At 71.9% G+C, this 18,141-nt stretch carries 16 protein-coding genes and 1 riboswitch; of the genes, 7 read left to right on the top strand and 9 right to left on the bottom strand.

The window, feature by feature from the left end:
• Positions 1-20: 20 nt before the first annotated feature.
• Positions 21-488 (top strand): VOC family protein, encoded by a 468-nt coding sequence (locus ACWC5O_RS23760; protein ID WP_450585236.1) that lies wholly within the window; start codon positions 21-23, stop codon positions 486-488.
• 154 nt (positions 489-642) lie between these two features.
• Here ACWC5O_RS23760 and ACWC5O_RS23755 read toward each other — a convergent pair whose 3' ends face one another.
• Positions 643-1,977: a tetratricopeptide repeat protein gene (locus tag ACWC5O_RS23755; RefSeq protein WP_450781057.1), complete on the bottom strand. Its 1,335-nt coding sequence runs from the start codon at positions 1,975-1,977 to the stop codon at positions 643-645.
• Between the two features lie 204 nt (positions 1,978-2,181).
• Here ACWC5O_RS23755 and ACWC5O_RS23750 point away from each other — a divergent pair, with 204 nt between their 5' ends.
• Positions 2,182-2,769: a flavodoxin family protein gene (locus ACWC5O_RS23750; protein WP_450585239.1), complete on the top strand. Its 588-nt coding sequence runs from the start codon at positions 2,182-2,184 to the stop codon at positions 2,767-2,769.
• Between the two features lie 22 nt (positions 2,770-2,791).
• Here the strand turns inward: ACWC5O_RS23750 and ACWC5O_RS23745 are convergent, their stop codons facing one another.
• The 4 genes from ACWC5O_RS23745 to ACWC5O_RS23730 form a co-directional block, all read right to left on the bottom strand.
• Complete coding sequence (locus tag ACWC5O_RS23745) at positions 2,792-3,691, bottom strand: ABC transporter permease (RefSeq protein ID WP_450585241.1); 900 nt, start codon at positions 3,689-3,691, stop codon at positions 2,792-2,794.
• Positions 3,678-4,652, bottom strand: a complete 975-nt coding sequence (locus ACWC5O_RS23740; protein ID WP_450585243.1) for an ABC transporter ATP-binding protein — start codon at positions 4,650-4,652, stop codon at positions 3,678-3,680. Before ACWC5O_RS23740 ends, ACWC5O_RS23745 begins: the two co-directional genes overlap by 14 nt.
• 39 nt (positions 4,653-4,691) lie before the next feature.
• Positions 4,692-5,888, bottom strand: a complete 1,197-nt coding sequence (locus ACWC5O_RS23735; protein ID WP_450585245.1) for a LolA family protein — start codon at positions 5,886-5,888, stop codon at positions 4,692-4,694.
• A 247-nt stretch (positions 5,889-6,135) separates the two neighbouring features.
• The gene (locus ACWC5O_RS23730) at positions 6,136-7,146 is read right to left on the bottom strand and encodes a polyprenyl synthetase family protein (RefSeq protein ID WP_450585247.1); all 1,011 of its coding nucleotides are present in this window, start codon (positions 7,144-7,146) and stop codon (positions 6,136-6,138) included.
• A gap of 531 nt (positions 7,147-7,677) precedes the next feature.
• Positions 7,678-7,859, top strand: a riboswitch (cyclic di-AMP (ydaO/yuaA leader).
• A 5-nt stretch (positions 7,860-7,864) separates the two neighbouring features.
• Here ACWC5O_RS23730 and ACWC5O_RS23725 point away from each other — a divergent pair.
• Positions 7,865-8,353 (top strand): transglycosylase SLT domain-containing protein, encoded by a 489-nt coding sequence (locus ACWC5O_RS23725; RefSeq protein WP_450585248.1) that lies wholly within the window; start codon positions 7,865-7,867, stop codon positions 8,351-8,353.
• Between the two features lie 34 nt (positions 8,354-8,387).
• Here ACWC5O_RS23725 and ACWC5O_RS23720 read toward each other — a convergent pair whose 3' ends face one another.
• From ACWC5O_RS23720 to ACWC5O_RS23710, 3 genes are all read right to left on the bottom strand, one after another.
• On the bottom strand, positions 8,388-9,200 hold the full coding sequence (locus ACWC5O_RS23720; RefSeq protein WP_450585250.1) for an HAD family hydrolase: 813 nt from the start codon (positions 9,198-9,200) through the stop codon (positions 8,388-8,390).
• 151 nt (positions 9,201-9,351) lie between these two features.
• Positions 9,352-10,554 carry an FAD-dependent oxidoreductase gene (locus ACWC5O_RS23715; RefSeq protein ID WP_450585251.1) on the bottom strand — a complete coding sequence of 401 codons (1,203 nt, stop codon included), beginning with the start codon at positions 10,552-10,554 and terminating at the stop codon, positions 9,352-9,354.
• Between the two features lie 44 nt (positions 10,555-10,598).
• Positions 10,599-11,849: a carboxylate--amine ligase gene (locus ACWC5O_RS23710; protein WP_450585533.1), complete on the bottom strand. Its 1,251-nt coding sequence runs from the start codon at positions 11,847-11,849 to the stop codon at positions 10,599-10,601.
• Between the two features lie 288 nt (positions 11,850-12,137).
• On the opposite strand from ACWC5O_RS23710, the gene fahA reads away from it, so the two are divergent.
• The 4 genes from fahA to ACWC5O_RS23690 all read left to right on the top strand — a co-directional run bounded on the left by fahA (position 12,138) and on the right by ACWC5O_RS23690 (position 15,759).
• Positions 12,138-13,355 carry a fumarylacetoacetase gene (gene fahA / locus ACWC5O_RS23705; RefSeq protein WP_450585253.1) on the top strand — a complete coding sequence of 406 codons (1,218 nt, stop codon included), beginning with the start codon at positions 12,138-12,140 and terminating at the stop codon, positions 13,353-13,355.
• Between the two features lie 111 nt (positions 13,356-13,466).
• Positions 13,467-14,246, top strand: coding sequence for a hypothetical protein (locus ACWC5O_RS23700; RefSeq protein WP_450585254.1), 780 nt, complete (start codon positions 13,467-13,469; stop codon positions 14,244-14,246).
• Positions 14,243-14,620 (top strand): GntR family transcriptional regulator, encoded by a 378-nt coding sequence (locus ACWC5O_RS23695; RefSeq protein WP_450585255.1) that lies wholly within the window; start codon positions 14,243-14,245, stop codon positions 14,618-14,620. Before ACWC5O_RS23700 ends, ACWC5O_RS23695 begins: the two co-directional genes overlap by 4 nt.
• 200 nt (positions 14,621-14,820) lie before the next feature.
• On the top strand, positions 14,821-15,759 hold the full coding sequence (locus tag ACWC5O_RS23690; RefSeq protein WP_450585257.1) for a M56 family metallopeptidase: 939 nt from the start codon (positions 14,821-14,823) through the stop codon (positions 15,757-15,759).
• A gap of 52 nt (positions 15,760-15,811) precedes the next feature.
• Here the strand turns inward: ACWC5O_RS23690 and recQ are convergent, their stop codons facing one another.
• Positions 15,812-17,875 carry a DNA helicase RecQ gene (gene recQ / locus ACWC5O_RS23685; protein ID WP_450585259.1) on the bottom strand — a complete coding sequence of 688 codons (2,064 nt, stop codon included), beginning with the start codon at positions 17,873-17,875 and terminating at the stop codon, positions 15,812-15,814.
• Positions 17,876-18,141 lie beyond the last annotated feature (266 nt).

Genomic DNA, 18,141 nt, shown 5'->3' with positions numbered 1-18,141 from the left:
GAGCGCTATATGTGGTGCCCATGTCGACGCAGACGCCCGCACCACTGCACTGGAAGCTCGTCATCGACGCGGCCGACCCGCACGCACAGGCCGACTTCTGGGCCGCCGCGCTGCACTATCCGGCCGAGGACAACAGCGCCCTCGTCGAACGGCTGCTGTCGCTCGGCGCGCTGCCCGAGGAAGCCACCGTCGAGTACCACGGCCGCCCCGCCTTCCGTGACCTGATCGCCGTACGGCACCCCGACGACCCCTACGACCCGGACTCCGGCACCGGGCTGGGGCGGCGGCTGCTGTTCCAGCGCGTCCCGGAGGCGAAGACCGGAAAGAACCGGCTCCACCTCGATCTGCACCCCGGCGCCGGGCGGCGAGCCGACGAGGTGGCGCGGCTGGCGGCCCTCGGCGCGCGGGTCCTGCGCGAGGTGGAGGAGCCCGCCGGCGAGTGGACGGTGATGGCGGACCCGGAGGGCAACGAGTTCTGCGTGCATTGACTTGCTCCCTCCTGAAGGGGGGAGCTTCCTTCCTCGGCTTCCTGCTTCGTCACGGTCGTGGACAGTGCCGCAGGCCGTGCAGGTCCGCTCCCGCACGTGCAGGGGTTTGGGGCCGTCGCATCGATTTCGGTGCCGTCGGCACCCCGCGGGCCGGTTACGCCTGCGCCGCCTTGGCCGCACGGTCGGTCAGGCGGACCATGCGGGCGCGGGCCGACGCCAGGGGCTGCGGGTCCTCGGCCGCGGGTCCCGGCTCCGCCGTGAGGTCCGTCCACAGGTCGATCAGGTCGCGGCCCATCCGCAGGCCCTCCTCCGGGTCGCGCACCGCCCGCCAGGCGGTGGCAGCGCTCCGCACGTTGCCGTAGGCGCCCTCGGCGTCCGCGGCCTGCCGGCGCATCCGGGCGAGGTCCAGGGAGAGGTGGAAGGAGCGGACCGGGTCACCCGCCAGGTAGGCGATGTAGGCGGTCAGTTCGCGCAGGTGCAGCACCTCGGGGTGGCGGGGGCCCAGCACCCCGGAGGCCTCGACGACCGTGCGGTCGGCCAGTTCCGCCGCGACCTCGATACGGCCGCCCCGGACCGCCTCGTTGATCCGCGCCATCGGCTCGGTCAGCAACTCGGCCCCCTCCGCGGTCTCGGTCACGGGCTCGTCCCCGAGCACCTCTTCGGCCACGGCGTCGAAGCCGCGGGCGGGGGTGGGGGTCGGGGACACGGCCGGGACGGGCTCGGGGTCGAGCAGGAGGGTGACGGCCGGGGTGCGCGCGGGTGCGGGCACGGAGTCGGCCTTCGGGGCGGGGGCGGGCACGAGGTCGAGCTTCGGGGCGGGGGCGGGCATAAGGTCGGACTTCGGGGTGGAGGCGGGCACGAGGTCGGCCTGCGGGGCGGAGGCAGACACGAGGTCGGCCTGCGGGGCGGAGGCAGACACGAGGTCGGCCTGCGGGGCGGAGGCGCTCTCGGGTACGGCGACCGAGGCGGGGGGTGCGTCCACGGTGGCCGGTACGGCAGCGCGGGCCGGGGGCGCGTCCACGGCGTCGGACACGGCAGCCCGGACCGAGGGGGCGTCCACGGCATCCGGAACAGCAGCCCGGACCGAGGGCGCCTCCATGACCGGTGGCGGGCCGAACTGCCCGCTAGGTGCCTGGACCGCACCCGGCGTCACCGGGGATACCGGCTTCGGGGAAACCGGCTGCGTGCCCCGCGGAGCGACCCGGACCGGGTCTCCCGCCACCCTGCTGGAGCCGTCCGCCGAGACTTCGAGGGGGACCACGCAGCCGGCGCGGTCGTCGTGGATCGTGGCTCGTATCGGGGTACCCAGGCTGATGGCCAGGCGCTGGAGGTGGTTCAGCACGGCGTGCTGGATCTCCTCGCCCGGAGCCGCGACGACCGCCGTCCCGCCCACCGAGGCACTGCCCGCGCCGGACACCTGGACCTGCACCACCGCAGGGTGTGCCACGGGCTGCTGCGCCCGCTTCTTCTCGAAGCTGAGTCGAGACATCGCTTCCCTCACTCCCCCGGCGTCGCACCCCGGTCGCACGCGTCCTACCAACCAGTCTGTCGGCTCAGCTCGGCTCCCGCGTCACCACGACGTCACAGCCTCGCACCAGCCGCGCCCTGACGCCTCTTGAACCGAGCTTGTTGCGTGTGCATAAAATGCATACGCTGGTATTCGCGGAATGACATCGCTCGCTTTGGGGGACCCATGAGCCGCCGCTTCCTGTTCGTCCTGGGCAGTGCCCGCCTCGACGGCAACACCGAACTGCTGGCCCGCGAGGCCGCCGCGCAGCTGCCCGGAGACGTCGAGCAGCGGTGGATCCGCCTCGCCGAGCAGCCGCTGCCCGACTTCGTGGACCTGCGGCACGGCAGCGACCACGTACGAGCACCCTCGGACACCGCGACCGGCCTGCTGCTGGACGCCACGCTCGCGGCCACGGACATCGTGATCGCCTCGCCGCTGTACTGGTACTCGGTCTCCGGCCTCACCAAGCGCTACCTGGACTACTGGGCGGGCTGGCTGCGCACCCCGGGCATCGACTTCAGGACGGCCATGGCCGGGCGCACGCTGTGGGGTGTCGCGGCGTTCGCCGACCGGGAGCCTTCGGTCGCCGAACCCCTGGTCGGCGCCCTCAACAACTCGGCCGCTTATCTGAAGATGCGCTTCGGTGGGGTGCTGCTCGGCAACGGCAGCGCGCCCGGGGACGTACGCAAGGACACCGACGCGCTGGCGCGTGCCAAGACGTTCTTCGCGCGGGAGGCGCCCCTCGCCCGCTTCCCGCACCAGGACGCCTGAGCCGTCCCGCGCTCGACGCGCCCTACGTGTTGATGTCCTTCGTCGTGAACCGGGCCCAGGCCGCCGAGCCGAACACGGCCGCGTACAGCGCCTGGAGGCCGAGGTTCCTGACCAGGTCGTCCCAGTAGACGGGGTCGCGCATCAGGTCGGCGAAGGACAGCCAGTAGTGGGAGAAGAAGTACGGCTGCAGCGCGTGCAGCTGGGGTATCTGGTCGAGGATCTGGACGGTGATGAGCAGGCCCACGGTGGTCGCCATCGCCGCGATGCCGCTGTTGGTCAGCGTCGACACGAACAGGCCGAGGGCCGCGACGCCGACCAGTGAGGCGGCGACGACCAGGGCTATCAGCAGCGCCCGGCCGAGGCCTTCGGCGAAGCTGATCCGGGTGCCGGAGATGGTGGTGAGGTCACCGAGCGGGAACAGCAGCGCACCGACGATCAGTGCCGAGACGGCCACGACCAGGGTGGCCAGCACGCAGAAGGCCATGACGGTCGTGTACTTGGTGAGCAGCAGGCGGGTGCGGCCGGCCGGGGCGACCAGCAGATAGCGCAGGGTGCCACCGCCCGCCTCGCCGGCGATCGCGTCGCCCGCGACCACGCCGACCGCCATCGGCAGGAAGAACGGGAGGGTCGCGGCCAGTGCCGTGAACACCAGGAACAGGCCGTTGTTGGTGATCTGCGCGATGAACGCCGGCCCGCCGCCGCTCGGGCCCCCCGTCGAGCCGCCCCTCGTCTCGATCCGCACCGCGGTCCCGACCAGCACCGGCACCGCCGCCAGCACCCCGAGCAGCGCGAGGGTGCGCCAGCGGCGGACGGTGGTGACCAGCTCGCTGCGCAACAGCCCGAAGGTCCAAAGGGGGTTCGGACGGCCGGGGCCGGCTGCGGCGGCCGGTGCCCGGAGTGCCTCGGCCTCAGCCCGCGACATCGAATCCCTCTCCCGTCAGTGCCACGAACGCGTCCTCCAGCGAGGCCCGTTCGAGTGTGAGGCCCCGGACCCGGACGCCCGCCGTGACCAGTGCGGCGTTGACCTCGGCGAGGTCCCGCTCGGGCGGCTCGCCGGTCACCCGGTCGCCGTCCACGGTGACGTCCCCGACGCCCTGTTCCTTCAGCAGCCGGGCCGCCTCGCCCGCGTCCGGTGTGGTCACCACCAGCCGGCCGCGCGCCCCGGCCGCCAGGTCGGCGACCGCGCCCTGCGTGACCAGGCGGCCCTGGGCCATCACCGCCGCGTGCGTGCACACCTGCTCGATCTCGTCGAGGAGGTGGGAGGAGAGGAAGACGGTCGTGCCGTCGGAGGCCAACTCCCGGATCAGGGCGCGGATCTCCCGCATGCCCTGCGGGTCGAGGCCGTTGGTGGGCTCGTCCAGGACGAGCAGCTTGCGCGGCTGCAGCAGGGCCGCGGCCAGGCCCAGGCGCTGCTTCATGCCGAGCGAGTACGCCCTGGCCTTCTTGCCCGCGGCGGCCGTGAGGCCCACCCGGTCCAGGGCGGCCGCGACACGGGTCCGCCGGGTGCGCGGGTCGGCGGTCGGGTCGGCGGCGTCGTAGCGCAGCAGGTTGTCCCGGCCGGAGAGGAAGCCGTACAGGGCGGGGCCCTCGATCAGCGCGCCGACCTGCGGGAGGACGGCGCGGCCGGCCCGGGGCATGGGGCGGCCCAGGACGCGGGCCGTGCCCGAGGTCGGCTCGATCAGGCCCATCAGCATGCGGATGGTGGTGGTCTTGCCCGAGCCGTTGGGGCCGAGGAAGCCGAAGACGCTGCCCGCCGGGACGGTCAGGTCGAGACCGTCAACGGCGAGCTGTCCGCCGCGGTAGCGCTTGGTGAGGCCGCGCGTGGCGATGACGTGCGCCGGCGCGTCCCCTGACTCCTGCTCCGTGGCGGACGGTTCGTCCATCGGCTCCCTCGATTCGTCTTGTTCCGTACCCCGGAAGGGTTACTTCCCTTCGTTCGCCGCCTTCACCAGCGTGTCCTTGGTGACCGCTCCGGCGTACACCTTGCCGTCGTCGGTGATCAGGGCGTTGACCAGGCGGGTGGAGAAGACCGTGCCCTTGCCGAACTTCCCGGACACCTGGTCGCCGAGCGAGCCGAGGAAGCCGCCGAAGGCGCCGCCCTCGGAGCCGGACGGCATGCCGCCCTTGGCGCCGGTGTCGAAGGTGGCGATGGACGTCCAGCCCTTGCCGAGCACGTTGGCCCCCTCCAGGCCGTGGGCGAAGTCCTCGCCGGACTTCGGGGCGTGCTCGGGCGCCTTGGACCCCTTCTTCTCCTCGGTGACCTTCGCGCCCTTGGGCGGGGTGAAGTCGAAGGTGGAGGCGGCCGGCCTGGCGAAGGAGACCTGGGTGAAGCCCGCGTCGAGCACGGCGGCGCCGCCGCTCTTCGGGGTGAGCGTGAACTTGAGCGGCATGCCCGTCTTCGCGTCGACGGCGATGCTGATCGCGCCCACCGTGGTGCCGGACTGCTTGGGCTTGATCACCAGCTTGTAGGCGTCGCGTCCGGCGACCTGCGCGGTGCCGTCGACGGTCACGGACGTGGTGTCGTCGACCGACTTCAGGGCCTCGTCGGCGAAGTCCTTGGGCGTGGCCGGCGGCTCGGCCCGGTGCTCCTTGCCGGAGTCGGCGGTGGTGCCGTGGAAGACCTCGTTGCTCTTGCTGTCGTAGCCCCAGACGTCCTTGCCGTCGTGGATGAGGCTGTACTCGGCGCCGCTCTCCAGCAGCGACAGCTTCTGCCGGTCCGGGCCGTCGGTCGCCACACGCAGGGTGTGCGTGCCGGAGACCAGCTCGGTGAGCTTGGACGACGGGTCGGCGGAGGAGCCGTCCCCGCCCTGGGCCGCCCCGGACGCCAGGCTGCTCTCCAGGCCGCCGAGGTCCGGCAGGCCGAGGTCGGTGCTGACCTTCACCGTGCCGGACAGCTGCTGCACGTCCGACTTGGCGATCTTCTCGATGAGCTGCTGTGCGGTGATCTTCGGCAGATCGGGGGAACCGGAATCGGCAAGAGCCGGGACCAGCCCGATCGTGGCCGCGGCCACCCCCACCACCGCGACCGGGACCACGTACCGGGCGGCCTTGCGGCGTCCCGGGTGCAGGTCCTCGTCCTGCCCGGCGCCCGTTGCCTCGTCGGATTCGTACGGTGCCATCTGTGCCTTACCTCCGTCGTCGGCGGCGGCTGTCCCCACACTGGTCCACCTGAGCCGCCATTCTCACCCGAATCGGTGAGGAGTGGTGATTTCCGTGGTTTCCATCTGACCAAATCAGCCGTGAGGAAGCGTCAGACCACGGAGCCAACTCCGTGTACGCCTGCGGTATGACACGCGAGGGCGGCGCCTCCCCCGACCCGTAGGGGTCGTACGGGAGACACCGCCCTCGAGCCAGGTGTGCGGGCGACTAGCCGGCCCGGTGCACCACCGCGTCGCACAGTTCGAGCAGCGCCGCCTTTGCGTCGCACTCCGGCAGCGGGGCCAGCGCCGCCCGCGCCTCCTCCGCGTAGCGGACGGTGTCCCGGCGGGCCTGCTCAAGCGCGGGGTGCGCGCGCAGCGCGGCCAGCGCCTCGGCGTGCCGGGCGTCGTCGCTGAGGTCGGAGTCCAGCAGCTCGCACAGCGCGATGTCCTCGGCCAGGCCGAGGCGGGCGGCCCGCTCGCGCAGCCGGAGCACGGGCAGCGTCGGGATGCCCTCGCGCAGGTCGGTGCCCGGGGTCTTGCCGGACTCGTGCGAGTCCGAGGCGATGTCCAGGACGTCGTCCGCGAGCTGGAAGGCGACCCCGAGCCGTTCGCCGTACTGGGTGAGCACGTCGACGACCGTCTCGTCGGCGCCGGACATCATCGCGCCGAACCGGCACGAGACGGCCACCAGGGAGCCCGTCTTGCCGCCGAGCACGTCCAGGTAGTGGTCGACCGGGTCACGGCCGTCCGAGGGGCCCGCGGTCTCCAGGATCTGCCCGGTGACCAGCCGCTCGAACGCGAGGGCCTGCACCCGGACCGCCTCGGGGCCGAGGTCGGCGAGGATCTGGGAGGCGCGGGCGAAGAGGAAGTCGCCGGTGAGGACCGCGACCGAGTTGCCCCAGCGGGTGTTGGCGCTGTCCACGCCGCGCCGCACGGACGCCTCGTCCATGACGTCGTCGTGGTACAGCGTGGCCAGGTGGGTCAGCTCCACGACGACGGCCGACGGTACGACGCCCGGCGCGTACGGGTCGCCGAACTGCGCCGCGAGCATCACGAGCAGCGGCCTGAACCGCTTCCCGCCGGCCCGTACGAGGTGCTGCGCGGCCTCCGTGATGAACGGGACCTCGCTCTTGGTGGCTTCGAGCAAGCCTTCCTCGACAGCCGTCAATCCGGCCTGGACATCGGCTTCCAGAGCCTGGTCCCGCACGCTCAGCCCGAACGGCCCGACGACGGTCACGAGGGGTCTCCTGTCTGCTGGTGTCTGCTGGCGACTACACGGTTTGTCGATAGGTCGTTGCCATCACTCAAGTCAGCGTATCCGGTCCTGTTTCGATCACCGATAGCGCCCACCGGTCCAGCCCGGGCGGTATCGGATCACGGCCGGTATGTTTTTGATCATCTGATAAGTATGAGTACACAATGACTTAACAGGATCTCGCCCGATTTGTCGCGAACCGCACGGTGGGCGGAGTACTCCTTTCGCATCACACCCAGCAAATCTCCCGAATCCCCCATGTCTGATTTGACACTCTTTGCTATTTCGTGAATTGGGTCACGCGGGCCCGTGAATCGGCCAATCGGCACCACCCTCGTTCTCCCCTTGCCGCATCGGCCAGTTGAGGGTTGGCAACCGCAAAGGATCAAGTGCCCCATTCGGAACAGATCAAGGTCAACTGCCTCATTGGGTGAATCCAGTACTTGTTCCTGACATGTGCTGTCGCATAGCTTCCGGGCCAGTCAGGCGAACGCCGAATCCTGCCGCGTCTGACACCACCCATCGACGAACTCATTCGTACGGCAGGAGCGGGGGACCCAGGTAAGCCGCCGGACCGGACGACGCACGTCGCGCCGGGACGGCTAGGGGTGAAGTCGTGCCTCCCCCCAGGGGCACGGCCGGGCACCTCCCCGCCCGAACCCGACAGCTCACCTCGCAGGCGACGGAGAGGAACGCCCCCATGCCTGCAGCCGCTCAGCCCCGCCGCACCCGCGCCAACCGCCTCGTCCGCAAGTTCGCCGTCCTCGGCACCGGCGCCGCCGTGCTCGCCCTCCCGCTCATCGGCGCGACCGGCGCGTCCGCCGCCACCCCCACGGCCACCACGCCGTCCACCACGCTCGCCGGGTACCCGAACAACCTCGACGGCTGGATCCGCGAGTCACTCGCGATCATGGCTCAGAAGGGCATCCCGGGGACGTACAACGGCATCTACCGCAACGTCATGCGCGAGTCGTCGGGCAACCCGGCGGCCATCAACCTCTGGGACTCCAACGCGGCCAAGGGCATCCCGTCCAAGGGCCTGCTCCAGGTCATCGACCCGACGTTCAACGCGTACCACGTGGCCGGAACGTCCTTCAACATCTACGACCCGGTCGCGAACATCACGGCCGCCTGCAACTACGCGGCCGCGCGCTACGGGTCGATCGACAACGTCTTCGGCGCCTACTGACCGGCGCCCACGGCGGGCCCTACTGATATCCCGGTCAGTCGGTCGGGAACAGTCTTTCGAGGACGACGGCGATGCCGTCGTCCTCGTTCGACGTGGTGATCTCATCGGCGACGGCCTTGAGTTCGGGGTGGGCGTTGGCCATGGCGACACCGCGTCCGGCCCAGTCGAACATGGGGATGTCGTTGGGCATGTCGCCGAACGCGAGGGCCCGGTCGGCGGCGATCCCCAGGTACTCGGCGGCCAGTGCCAGCCCCGTCGCCTTGGTGACCCCGCACGGCTGCAGCTCCACGGTCCCGGGCCCCGACATCGTGACCGTGGCCAGCGAGCCCACCGCCGAGCGCGCGATCGCCGCCAACTCGTCGTCGGACAGCGTGTGGTGGCGCAGCAGCACCTTGCTGATGGGCTCGCACCACAGGTCGTCGCGGCGGCCGACCCGCATGGCGGGCAGGGTCGGGTGCGGCATCAGATACCCCGGCTCGATCAGGGTGAGCCCCTCCACGCCGTCCTGGTCGACGGCCGCGTAGACCTGCCCCACCTCGGCCTCGATCTTGCCGAGCGCGGTCTCGGCCAGTTCCCGGTCCAGCCGGACCGACCACAGCAGACGGTCGGCGCCGGCGTCGTAGACCTGCGCGCCCTGCCCGCACACCGCGAGCCCCGTGCTGCCGAGTCCCTCCAGGAGGGGCCGGACCCGGGGGGCCGGGCGGCCCGTCACCACCAGGTGCCGGGCGCCGGCCCGCGTCACCCGCTCGAGCGCGGCGCGCGACCGGTCGGAGACGGTGTCGTCGCCGCGCAGCAGCGTCCCGTCCAGGTCGGTGGCGATCAGTGAGTATGCGGGGGGTGCGACCATGATCAGAGAATACGGATCTCAGGCCCCGCCGACTCACCCTGAAGTTCCCGGACTTGTGTGCTCCTGAGCCCCAAGTGGCCTCTGCGGACCCCCTGATGGTGGTGGTCACGCGGTCGGACATGCCGGTGGGCGAGACGGCGCCTTCCGCGGCTCAGCCGTGTGCCGCCACCAGATGCCCGGCCAGGCGCGGCGACGCGAACTGCGTGCCGCAGACGAAGCGCATCACCGGGCCGTACGACGACGCCGCCGGGAGGCCGGTGAAGTACAGGCCGGGGACGGAGGAGACGTACCCGGGCCCGAGCCTGGGCGTGCCCCGGCTCACCGCCAGCCGGGTGCGCAGTTCATGACCGAGGAAGTCCATCGCCGCGATGTTCACCCGGTAGCCGGTGGCCGCGATGACGTGGTCGGCGGAGAGCCGCTCGGTGCGCCTGCCGTGGGTGCTGACGGTGATGACCGGGCTGCCGTCCGAAACCTCGGCGCCCACCACCCGCTCGACCTCCTGGACCTGCACCTTGCCCTCGAAGCGGTCGCGCAGCCACCAGGCGCCGAGCGGGCCGAGGACCCGGCGGACCAGGTAGTGGCGGGTGCGGGCGGGCAGGAAGCGGTACGGGTGGGGGTAGCGGCTGAGCGCCCACAGGGACCAGGCACGGCCGAAGGGGGACTCGGGACGCAGCCTCGGCTGGTCCCAGGGCGGGGCGCCGAAGGCGACCCGGCCGCGCCCGCGCGAGACCACGCGCACCCGGGCGCCGGCCTCGGCCGCGAGGGCCGCCGTCTCCAGCGCGGACTGGCCGGCGCCGACGACGATCAGCTCCCTGCCGGCCAAGCGGGTGAGGTCGTGGTGCTGGGAGCTGTGGGAGACCGGACCCGTGGGCGCCGGACCGTCGACCGCCGCTGCCGCCAGTTCCGCCGGGAGATGAGCGAGCCCGGACAGGCCGGTGGCCACCACGACCGCGCGGGCGGTGAACAGCTCCCCCGAGTCCAGCTTGAGTTCGAACCCACCGCTCTTGTCGCGGTCCACGGAGACGACCCGGACCTGCTCCAGGCCGGGCAGCAGCTTCTCCTGGAACCACTCGCCGTACGCGATGAAGGTCTCCACCGGGACGATGTCCTCGTCGGCCGCCAGCCGGCGGATGCCGGCCGCGTCGCAGTAGTCGGCGAGGGTGTGGCCGGGCTGCGGGCAGTCGAGGTTGGAGGCGGCGGGGGTCGACTTGAGGAGCATGCCCTCGGGCATGTGGTCGCGCCAGCTGACCATGGGGTCGCCGAAGACGCGGACGGGGATGCCGCGCGCCCGCAGATGGGCGGCGGTGGACAGGCCGTACGGCCCGGCCCCGATGACTGCAACCGGTCGAATCACGAAGTCCCTCCCCAGGACGCGGTGCGCCACCTTCGTGGCCTTGCCTACTTCGTGGTGGGGGTGGTGCTGCTGCCGCGGCGGTTGGTGCGCCACAGCTGGTACAGGTGCTTCGCGCCCGGGCGCACGAAGCGGGCGAGCATCGTGAGGAACGGCATCGGGTCGTCACCCGCGAACCAGGCCAGCTCCGTCCCGCTCGCCTTCACCGGCGCGTGCGGCGTCGTGTAGCCGCTGCGGCGGTAGGCGAGGAGCGCGGGCAGGTCGATGTTCTCCACGATGAAACGGTGACCGGCGCGCTGTTCCCCCTCCGGTACGGCACGGCCGGTCAGATTCAGGTGCATCGCGCGGACGACGTCCACGCCCGACTCGTTCTCGAAGAGCCGGAACTGGGCGCCCATGCGCGGGTTGAAGTCGAGGAGCTTGTACTGTCCGTCGCGCCGGTCGAAGCGCAGGTCGAGGTCGATGATGCCGGTGAAGCCGATCTGTTTGACGAAACGCGCGGCGAGGTCGGCGAGTTCCGGATTGTCGACGACGTACGCGTTCGCCGTCATACCCGCGTGCGGCGGCCAGGAGCGGACCTTGACACCGGTGAAGAGCGCGAGCGGGTGGGAGTCGGCGTCGAAGCAGGCGTGCACGATCCAGTCCTCGGCCTCCTCCCTCGGCAGGTACTCCTGGAGGATCACGCCGGGCTGCTCACCCCAGTCCCGGGCGAGGGTGAGCAGGCCCTCGCGGGTGGCGATCCTCGTGGTGCCGTTGACGGCTGGTCGGCTGCGCCGTACGAACGCCTCGCGGTTCTTGGCCACCACCGGGAAGCGGGCCGTGTCGGCGAAGGCGACGATCTCGTCGTACGACTCCGGGAAGGCGGCCGACGGGCTCGCGACGCCGTGTTCCGCGCACAGCTCGTGCAGGCCCTGCTTGCTGGCCAGCCGGCGCGGCATCGCGGGGTCGACACGCGGGAAGAGAAAAGGACCGGCCAGATCGTCCTGGTGCTCGGCGATCAGGACGGCGGCCTCCTCGTCCGTCGGGATCAGGACCGTCGGACGGCCGATCCGGCGGCCGATGCGCAGCAGGCCCTCGACCAGCCGGCCCGGGTCCTCGGCGCCGGTCGTCGGCCACACGAACGCCCGTTCGAGGTAGCGGGAGGCGGCCGCCGGTGTGTAGGCGTCCTCGGTGATCGCATACATGGGGACGCCGAGGCGCCCCAGGCTGCGGATCGCGCCGACACCGCCGTGGTGCAGCGGGTAGTCGCCGAACTTGACGATCAGTCCCGGCACGTCACGGTCCGCCTCGAAAGGCACGCTGACGGTGTCTCTGGCCACGGGTCCCCCCACGTGTCCCCCCCTACGGACCGGACCCACCCCGTCCGTGTCCCCCAAAGGACGCTAAGCCGGAATTGCCGCCTCCCACAAGGTCTATTCGGACATTGCGAACTCTTTAGACACTGTCCGAGCAACCTTTCGGGCAACCCCGGGGGCACTGCCCAAGGCGCGCGACTCAGCCGTAACGTGTGGCGCGCCGTAACGTGTGGCGCGACCACATGGAACGCACCGCCATGCATGGCCCGGATGAGAGCGAGGCAGTACCCCATGCCCCCCTTCGACGTCCCCGAGGGCGACCCCTTCGGTCCGCACAACCTTCCCTATGGCGTGTTCTCGCCCTCCGGCAGCACGGAGCGGAGGGTCGGCGTCCGGCTCGGTGACCACGTCCTCGACGCGGGCGCCGCGGCCGCCGCCCTCGGCTCGCCGTACGTCTCCCTGCTCGCGCAGCCCACCCTCACCCCCCTGCTGGCCGCCGGGCGCACGGCCTGGTCGGACGTGCGGCGCGCACTGACGGCGTGGGTGAGCGTGCCCTCGCACCGGTCGACGATCGAGCCGCTGTTCCACCCCCTGTCGTCGGTGACCCTCCACCTGCCCTTCGAGGTCGCGGACTACGTCGACTTCTACGCCTCCGAGAACCACGCCCGCAACGTCGGCCAGATGTTCCGTCCGGACGCCGAGGACTCCCTGACCCCCAACTGGAAGCACCTGCCGATCGGCTACCACGGCCGCTCCGGCACGGTGGTGGTGTCGGGCACGGACGTCGTACGGCCGTCCGGGCAGCGCAAGGGTCCCGGCGACGCGGCACCCGTCTTCGGCCCCTCGATCCGGCTGGACATCGAGGCCGAGGTCGGCTTCGTGGTGGGCGTGCCCTCCGAGCTCGGCAGGCCGGTCGCGCTCGGCGACTTCCGGGAGCACGTCTTCGGGCTGTGCCTGCTGAACGACTGGTCGGCGCGGGACGTCCAGGCCTGGGAGTACGTCCCGCTCGGCCCGTTCCTCGGCAAGTCCTTCGCGACCTCGGTGTCGGCGTGGATCACCCCGCTGGAGGCGCTGGAGCACGCGCGCGTGGCGCCTCCGGAGCGCACGCACCCGCTGCTGCCCTACCTGGACGACTCGGCGCCGGAGATCGAGCCCGGCGGCTACGACCTGCGGATCTCCGTCGCGATCAACGGCCATGTGGTGTCCGAGCCGCCGTTCTCCAGCATGTACTGGACCGCGGCCCAGCAGCTCGCGCACATGACGGTGAACGGGGCTTCCCTGCGCACCGGCGACCTGTACGGCTCGGGCACGGTGAGCGGCCCCGCGGAGAACCAGCGCGGCTCCCTGCTGGAGCTGACCTGGAACGGCCGCGACCCGCTCGAACTCCCGGACGGCAAGCGGACGTTCCTGGAGGACGGCGACGTCGTGACGCTGTCGGCGTGGGCGCCGGGGGCGGACGGGGGCCGGGTGGGACTGGGGGAGGTCAGCGGGCGGGTCGTGTCGGGGTGACCCTCGACTTGTAGCAAGGAGTTGACACAAGCCTTCCGGGGGCGCCATCTTGTACTCACCGCTTGATACAAGCGGTGAGTACAAGACATGTGCTTTCACGGGGGTTTCCTGATGTCCAAGCCCGACCTTGGTACGACCGCTCCGGCGTCCCGCGCGCCCGTCGACCGCTACGCCCGCCTGACGGGCCTGGCCACGGGCGCGCTCGCGGCCTTCTCGCTGTCCACACTCGACCACGGGGACGGGGCCCTGTACGCCATCCCGACGTTCGGCCTCTGCGGGGTGGCCGGCGTGCTGGTGGGCGACGCACTGACCCCACCGGCCCGGGGTGCCGTCCGCACGGCCGGGCTCGCGCCGCGCCGGATCCGGGACTACGTACCGCCCCGGATGACCTGGCTGTTGCTTGTCCTCGCGGGCGCGCTGGTGGTGCTGCTGACGGTCGCGGGCGTGGTGGCCTCGCCGGACGACCTGGGGCGGGCGGGCCGTTCACTCACCCTGACCTGCCGGGGCGTGACCCAGTCGCACAGCCCCTGGCCCGGGCTGTACTACGGCCTGCCGATGCTGGTCTCCCTCGCCGTCGCCACGGTCGCCTGCGGCTGGTCGCTGCGGCGGATCGCCACCCGGCCCGGCGACGAGCAGGCCCGCCGCGACCGCACGCTGGCGATCGTCGCGGCGTGGGGGCTCGTCGTCTCGGTCTCCCTGCTCGGCGCGGCCACGACCGCGTCGGCCTCGCTGCTGAGCGTGTCGTGCGACGGGACCGTGGGGACCATGGCCACCGTGGTGCTGTTGCCGCTGGTGCTGGTCTCGCTGGTGACCGGGCCGTGGCTGCTCTTCACCATCTGCTCGCCCCGGGCGGCGTGGTCACGCCCGGCCGACCGCGGGCTACGCCGGTGAGCGGCGCCGCCGTACGGGTCGACACGACGAGCCCCGTCCCGCCGTACGAACAGATCCGCGCCCAGCTCGCCGCCCTGATCACCACCGGCCGCCTGCCGGAGGGCGAACGGCTGCCGACCGTACGGCAGCTGGCGGCCGACCTGGGCCTGGCAGCGGGCACGGTCGCCCGGGCCTACCGCGAGCTGGAGGCGGCATCCCTGATCCTGACCCGGCGTGGCGCGGGGACGCGGGTGGCTCGGCTGCCGGCGGGGGCGCGCCGCCGCGAGGCGGCGGAACTCGCCGAGGTGACCAAGGATTTCGTGGCGTGGACGCGGGCTCTGGGGTTCGGGGAGGGAGAGGTGCTGGAGGCGGTGCGGCGGGCGTTGCGGGAGTAGGGAGAGGGAGGACTGCCGAACTCGGAGTCAAGGCAAGCCGGACGCGAACGAGGGCAGCCGGATCGCCGTCGACACCTGACTCGTGCCGTCTCTCACCGTCATACTGTCGGGGGACACGCACCACGCGACGCGCCCCCGGCGCATCACCCCGTACCACCTGACACCCGCACACCACTCCGACCAGGAACCGGAGCCCCGGCATGACCGTCTGCCTGCTCCTGCTGAGCGTCCTCGCCCTGACGGCCGCCGTACCGGCGCCGCGCGCGCTGACCCGGGCCGCCTGGCCCGAGCGGGAACCCGTGGTCGCGTTGTGGGTGTGGCAGTGCCTGGTTGCCACGGTCCTGCTGTGCTGTCTGACCGCACTCGTGCTGGGCGCGGCGGCCGTCTTCCACACCGTCCGCGACCATGTCTTCGCCCCCGCGCCGCCCGCCGTCACCGCCGCGTACGACCTGTCCACCGCCCCGGTCTGGGCCGTCGCCCTCACCCTGCTGCTGGCCTGCGGGGCCGCCTGGACGACCGCGATGCTCACCCGGGAGATCGCCGAGGCCCGCCGCCGCCGTGGCCAGACCCGGGCGCACCTGCGCGAACGCGCCCCCGACCTGCCCGCGGGGCTGCCCGCGGCACGCGGACCGATGCTGGTGCTGGAGGACGAGTACCCGGACGCCTGGTGGATGCCGGGCCACCCGCCCCAGCTGGTCGTGACCACCGGGGCGCTGCACCGCCTGACCGACCATCAGCTGGACGCGGTCCTCACCCACGAGCGCGGCCACGCCCGCGCCCACCACGACTGGCTGCTCCACCTGTCCACCGCGCTCGCCACGGGCTTCCCGCACATCCCGCTCTTCGCGCACTTCTGCGACCAGACGCACCGGCTCGTCGAACTGGCCGCCGACGACACGGCATCCCGCCGCTGCGGCCACCTCACCACCGCCCTGGCCCTGATCGAGCTGAACCAGCACCGCGGCGTCCTGTCCTGCGACTCCAGCCGCCGCCTCCTGGGCGAACGCGTGGACCGCCTCCTGGAGCCCCCACCGCGCCTGCTCCGCCGGCACCGGGCCCTGACGACGACGGTGGCGGCACTGGTCCCGCTGCTGCCGCTGCTGATCACGTTCGCACCGGGGCTCACGGCACTGCCCTGAACCCCCTGTCCTGACCCCACCGGCGGCTGCCTGCCGCCGCGGCCTTGGCGCCCTACATCCAGTCCTCCGGCTCCGGCTCCTCCCCCGGCTCCTCCCCCGGCTCGGGCCAGTAGTCCTCCGGGGAATCGCCGGGCGCGGGCGAAGTGCCGCTCGCAGGGGTGGCACCGGCCGCAGCGGTGGCACCGGCAGCCGCGCCCGGCATGTCCAGGGAGTTCAGCACCTCGAGCACCCCCTCCCCGTACGTCGCCAGCTTCTTCTCGCCGACCCCGCTCACCGTGCCCAACTCCCGCACCGAGCCGGGCCACCGGGTGACGATCTCCCGCAGGGTGGCGTTCTGGAAGATGACGTACGCCGGGACGCCCTGCTCCCGGGCCTGTTCGGCGCGCCAGGCGCGCAGGGCCTCGAAGGCGGGGAGCAGCGAGTCGGGCAGCTCGACCTCGGCGGCCTTGGCCTTGCGATCGCCCCGGCCGGAGGAGGCACCCGAACCCGTACCCGAACCCGACCGCGAGGTGGCCGGCTTCTTCGGCTCCTTGCGCAGCGGCACCTCCCGCTCCCGCCGCAGCACCGAACCGCTCGCCTCGGTGAGCACCAGCGTGCCGTACTCCCCCTCGACCGCGAGCAGCCCCTGGGCCAGCAGCTGCCGGATGACACCCCGCCACTCGGCCTCGGCGAGGTCCTGGCCGATGCCGAACACGGACAGCTGGTCGTGGTCGAACTGGATCACCTTGCCGGTGCGCTTGCCGAGCAGGATGTCGACGATCTGTACGGCGCCGAACTTCTGCCGGCGCTCCCGCTGCAGCCGTACCACCGTCGACAGCACCTTCTGCGCGGCGATGGTGCCGTCCCAGGTCTCCGGCGGGGTCAGGCAGGTGTCGCAGTTGCCGCACCCCGCGGCCGAGGGCTCCTGGCCGAAGTAGGCCAGCAGCTGGCCGCGCCGGCACTGGGCGGTCTCGCACAGGGCGAGCATGGCGTCGAGGTGGGCGGAGGCCCGGCGGCGGAACGCCTCGTCGCCCTCGCCGGACTGGATCAGCTTGCGCTGCTGTATGACGTCGTTGAGGCCGTAGGCCATCCAGGCGGTGGAGGACAGTCCGTCGCGGCCCGCGCGGCCCGTCTCCTGGTAGTAGCCCTCGATCGACTTGGGCAGGTCCAGGTGGGCGACGAAGCGCACGTCCGGTTTGTCGATGCCCATGCCGAAGGCGATGGTCGCGACCACGACCAGGCCCTCCTCGCGCAGGAACCGGGACTGGTGGGCCGCGCGCGTGCCCGCGTCCAGGCCCGCGTGGTAGGGCACCGCTTCGACGCCGTTGCTGCTCAGGAACTCGGCCGTCCGCTCCACCGAGTTGCGGGAGAGGCAGTACACGATGCCGGCGTCGCCCGCGTGCTCCTCCCGCAGGAAGGCGAGCAGCTGCTTCCTGGGGTCGGCCTTGGGCACGATCCGGTACTGGATGTTGGGCCGGTCGAAGCTCGCGACGAAATGGCGGGCCCTCGGCAGGTCCAGCCGCTGGGTGATCTCCTGGTGGGTGGCGCGCGTGGCCGTGGCCGTGAGGGCGATCCGCGGAACGTCCGGCCAGCGCTCGCCGAGCAGGGAGAGGGCCAGGTAGTCGGGGCGGAAGTCGTGGCCCCACTGGGACACGCAGTGCGCCTCGTCGATCGCGAAGACGGAGATCTTGCCGCGCGAGAGCAGGTCGAGCGTGGCCTGGACCCGCAGCCGCTCCGGGGCCAGGTACAGCAGGTCCAGCTCGCCGGCGAGGAACTCGGCCTCGACCACGCGCCGCTCGTCGAAGTCCTGCGTGGAGTTGATGAAGCCGGCCCGCACGCCGAGGGCACGCAGGGCGTCCACCTGGTCCTGCATCAGCGCGATCAGCGGCGAGATCACCACGCCCGTACCGGGTCTGACCAGGGCCGGGATCTGGTAGCACAGCGACTTGCCGCCGCCGGTCGGCATGAGGACGAGGGCGTCTTGGCCCGCCACCACATGCTCGATGATCGCTTCCTGCTCGCCTCGGAAGGCCTCGTATCCGAAGACCCGGTGCAGCGTGGCCAGCGCCTCGCTCGCGTCCGCGCCCGGCCCCTCGGTCGTCCTTGGCATCTCGCTGATCCCGCCCGTCGCGCCCATCGTCCTGTCCCCCGAGTCCGTCCCCCGTGCGTCGTCCCTCGACCGCTGCCTCCACGATAGGGGGCGGGACCGACAGTCCCGGAGTTATCCACAGGCTGCCCGGCACACTCCACGTCAAGGACACGAAGGTCGTTCACACGTTCGCGGGAGACCTGCCCGTTTCCCGCCGATAGTCTGAAAGGACCGGCGAGACTCCGTCCTATAGGAGCACTGATGAGCGTCGCACCGAAGGCGTCCACGTCCAGCTGGCCGACCCCGCCGGAGGG

The sequence above is a fragment of the Streptomyces sp. NPDC001450 genome (genome assembly GCF_053597295.1).
The sequence above is the reverse complement of the archived record's forward strand: the minus strand, read 5'-3'. Positions and strand labels throughout refer to the sequence as shown.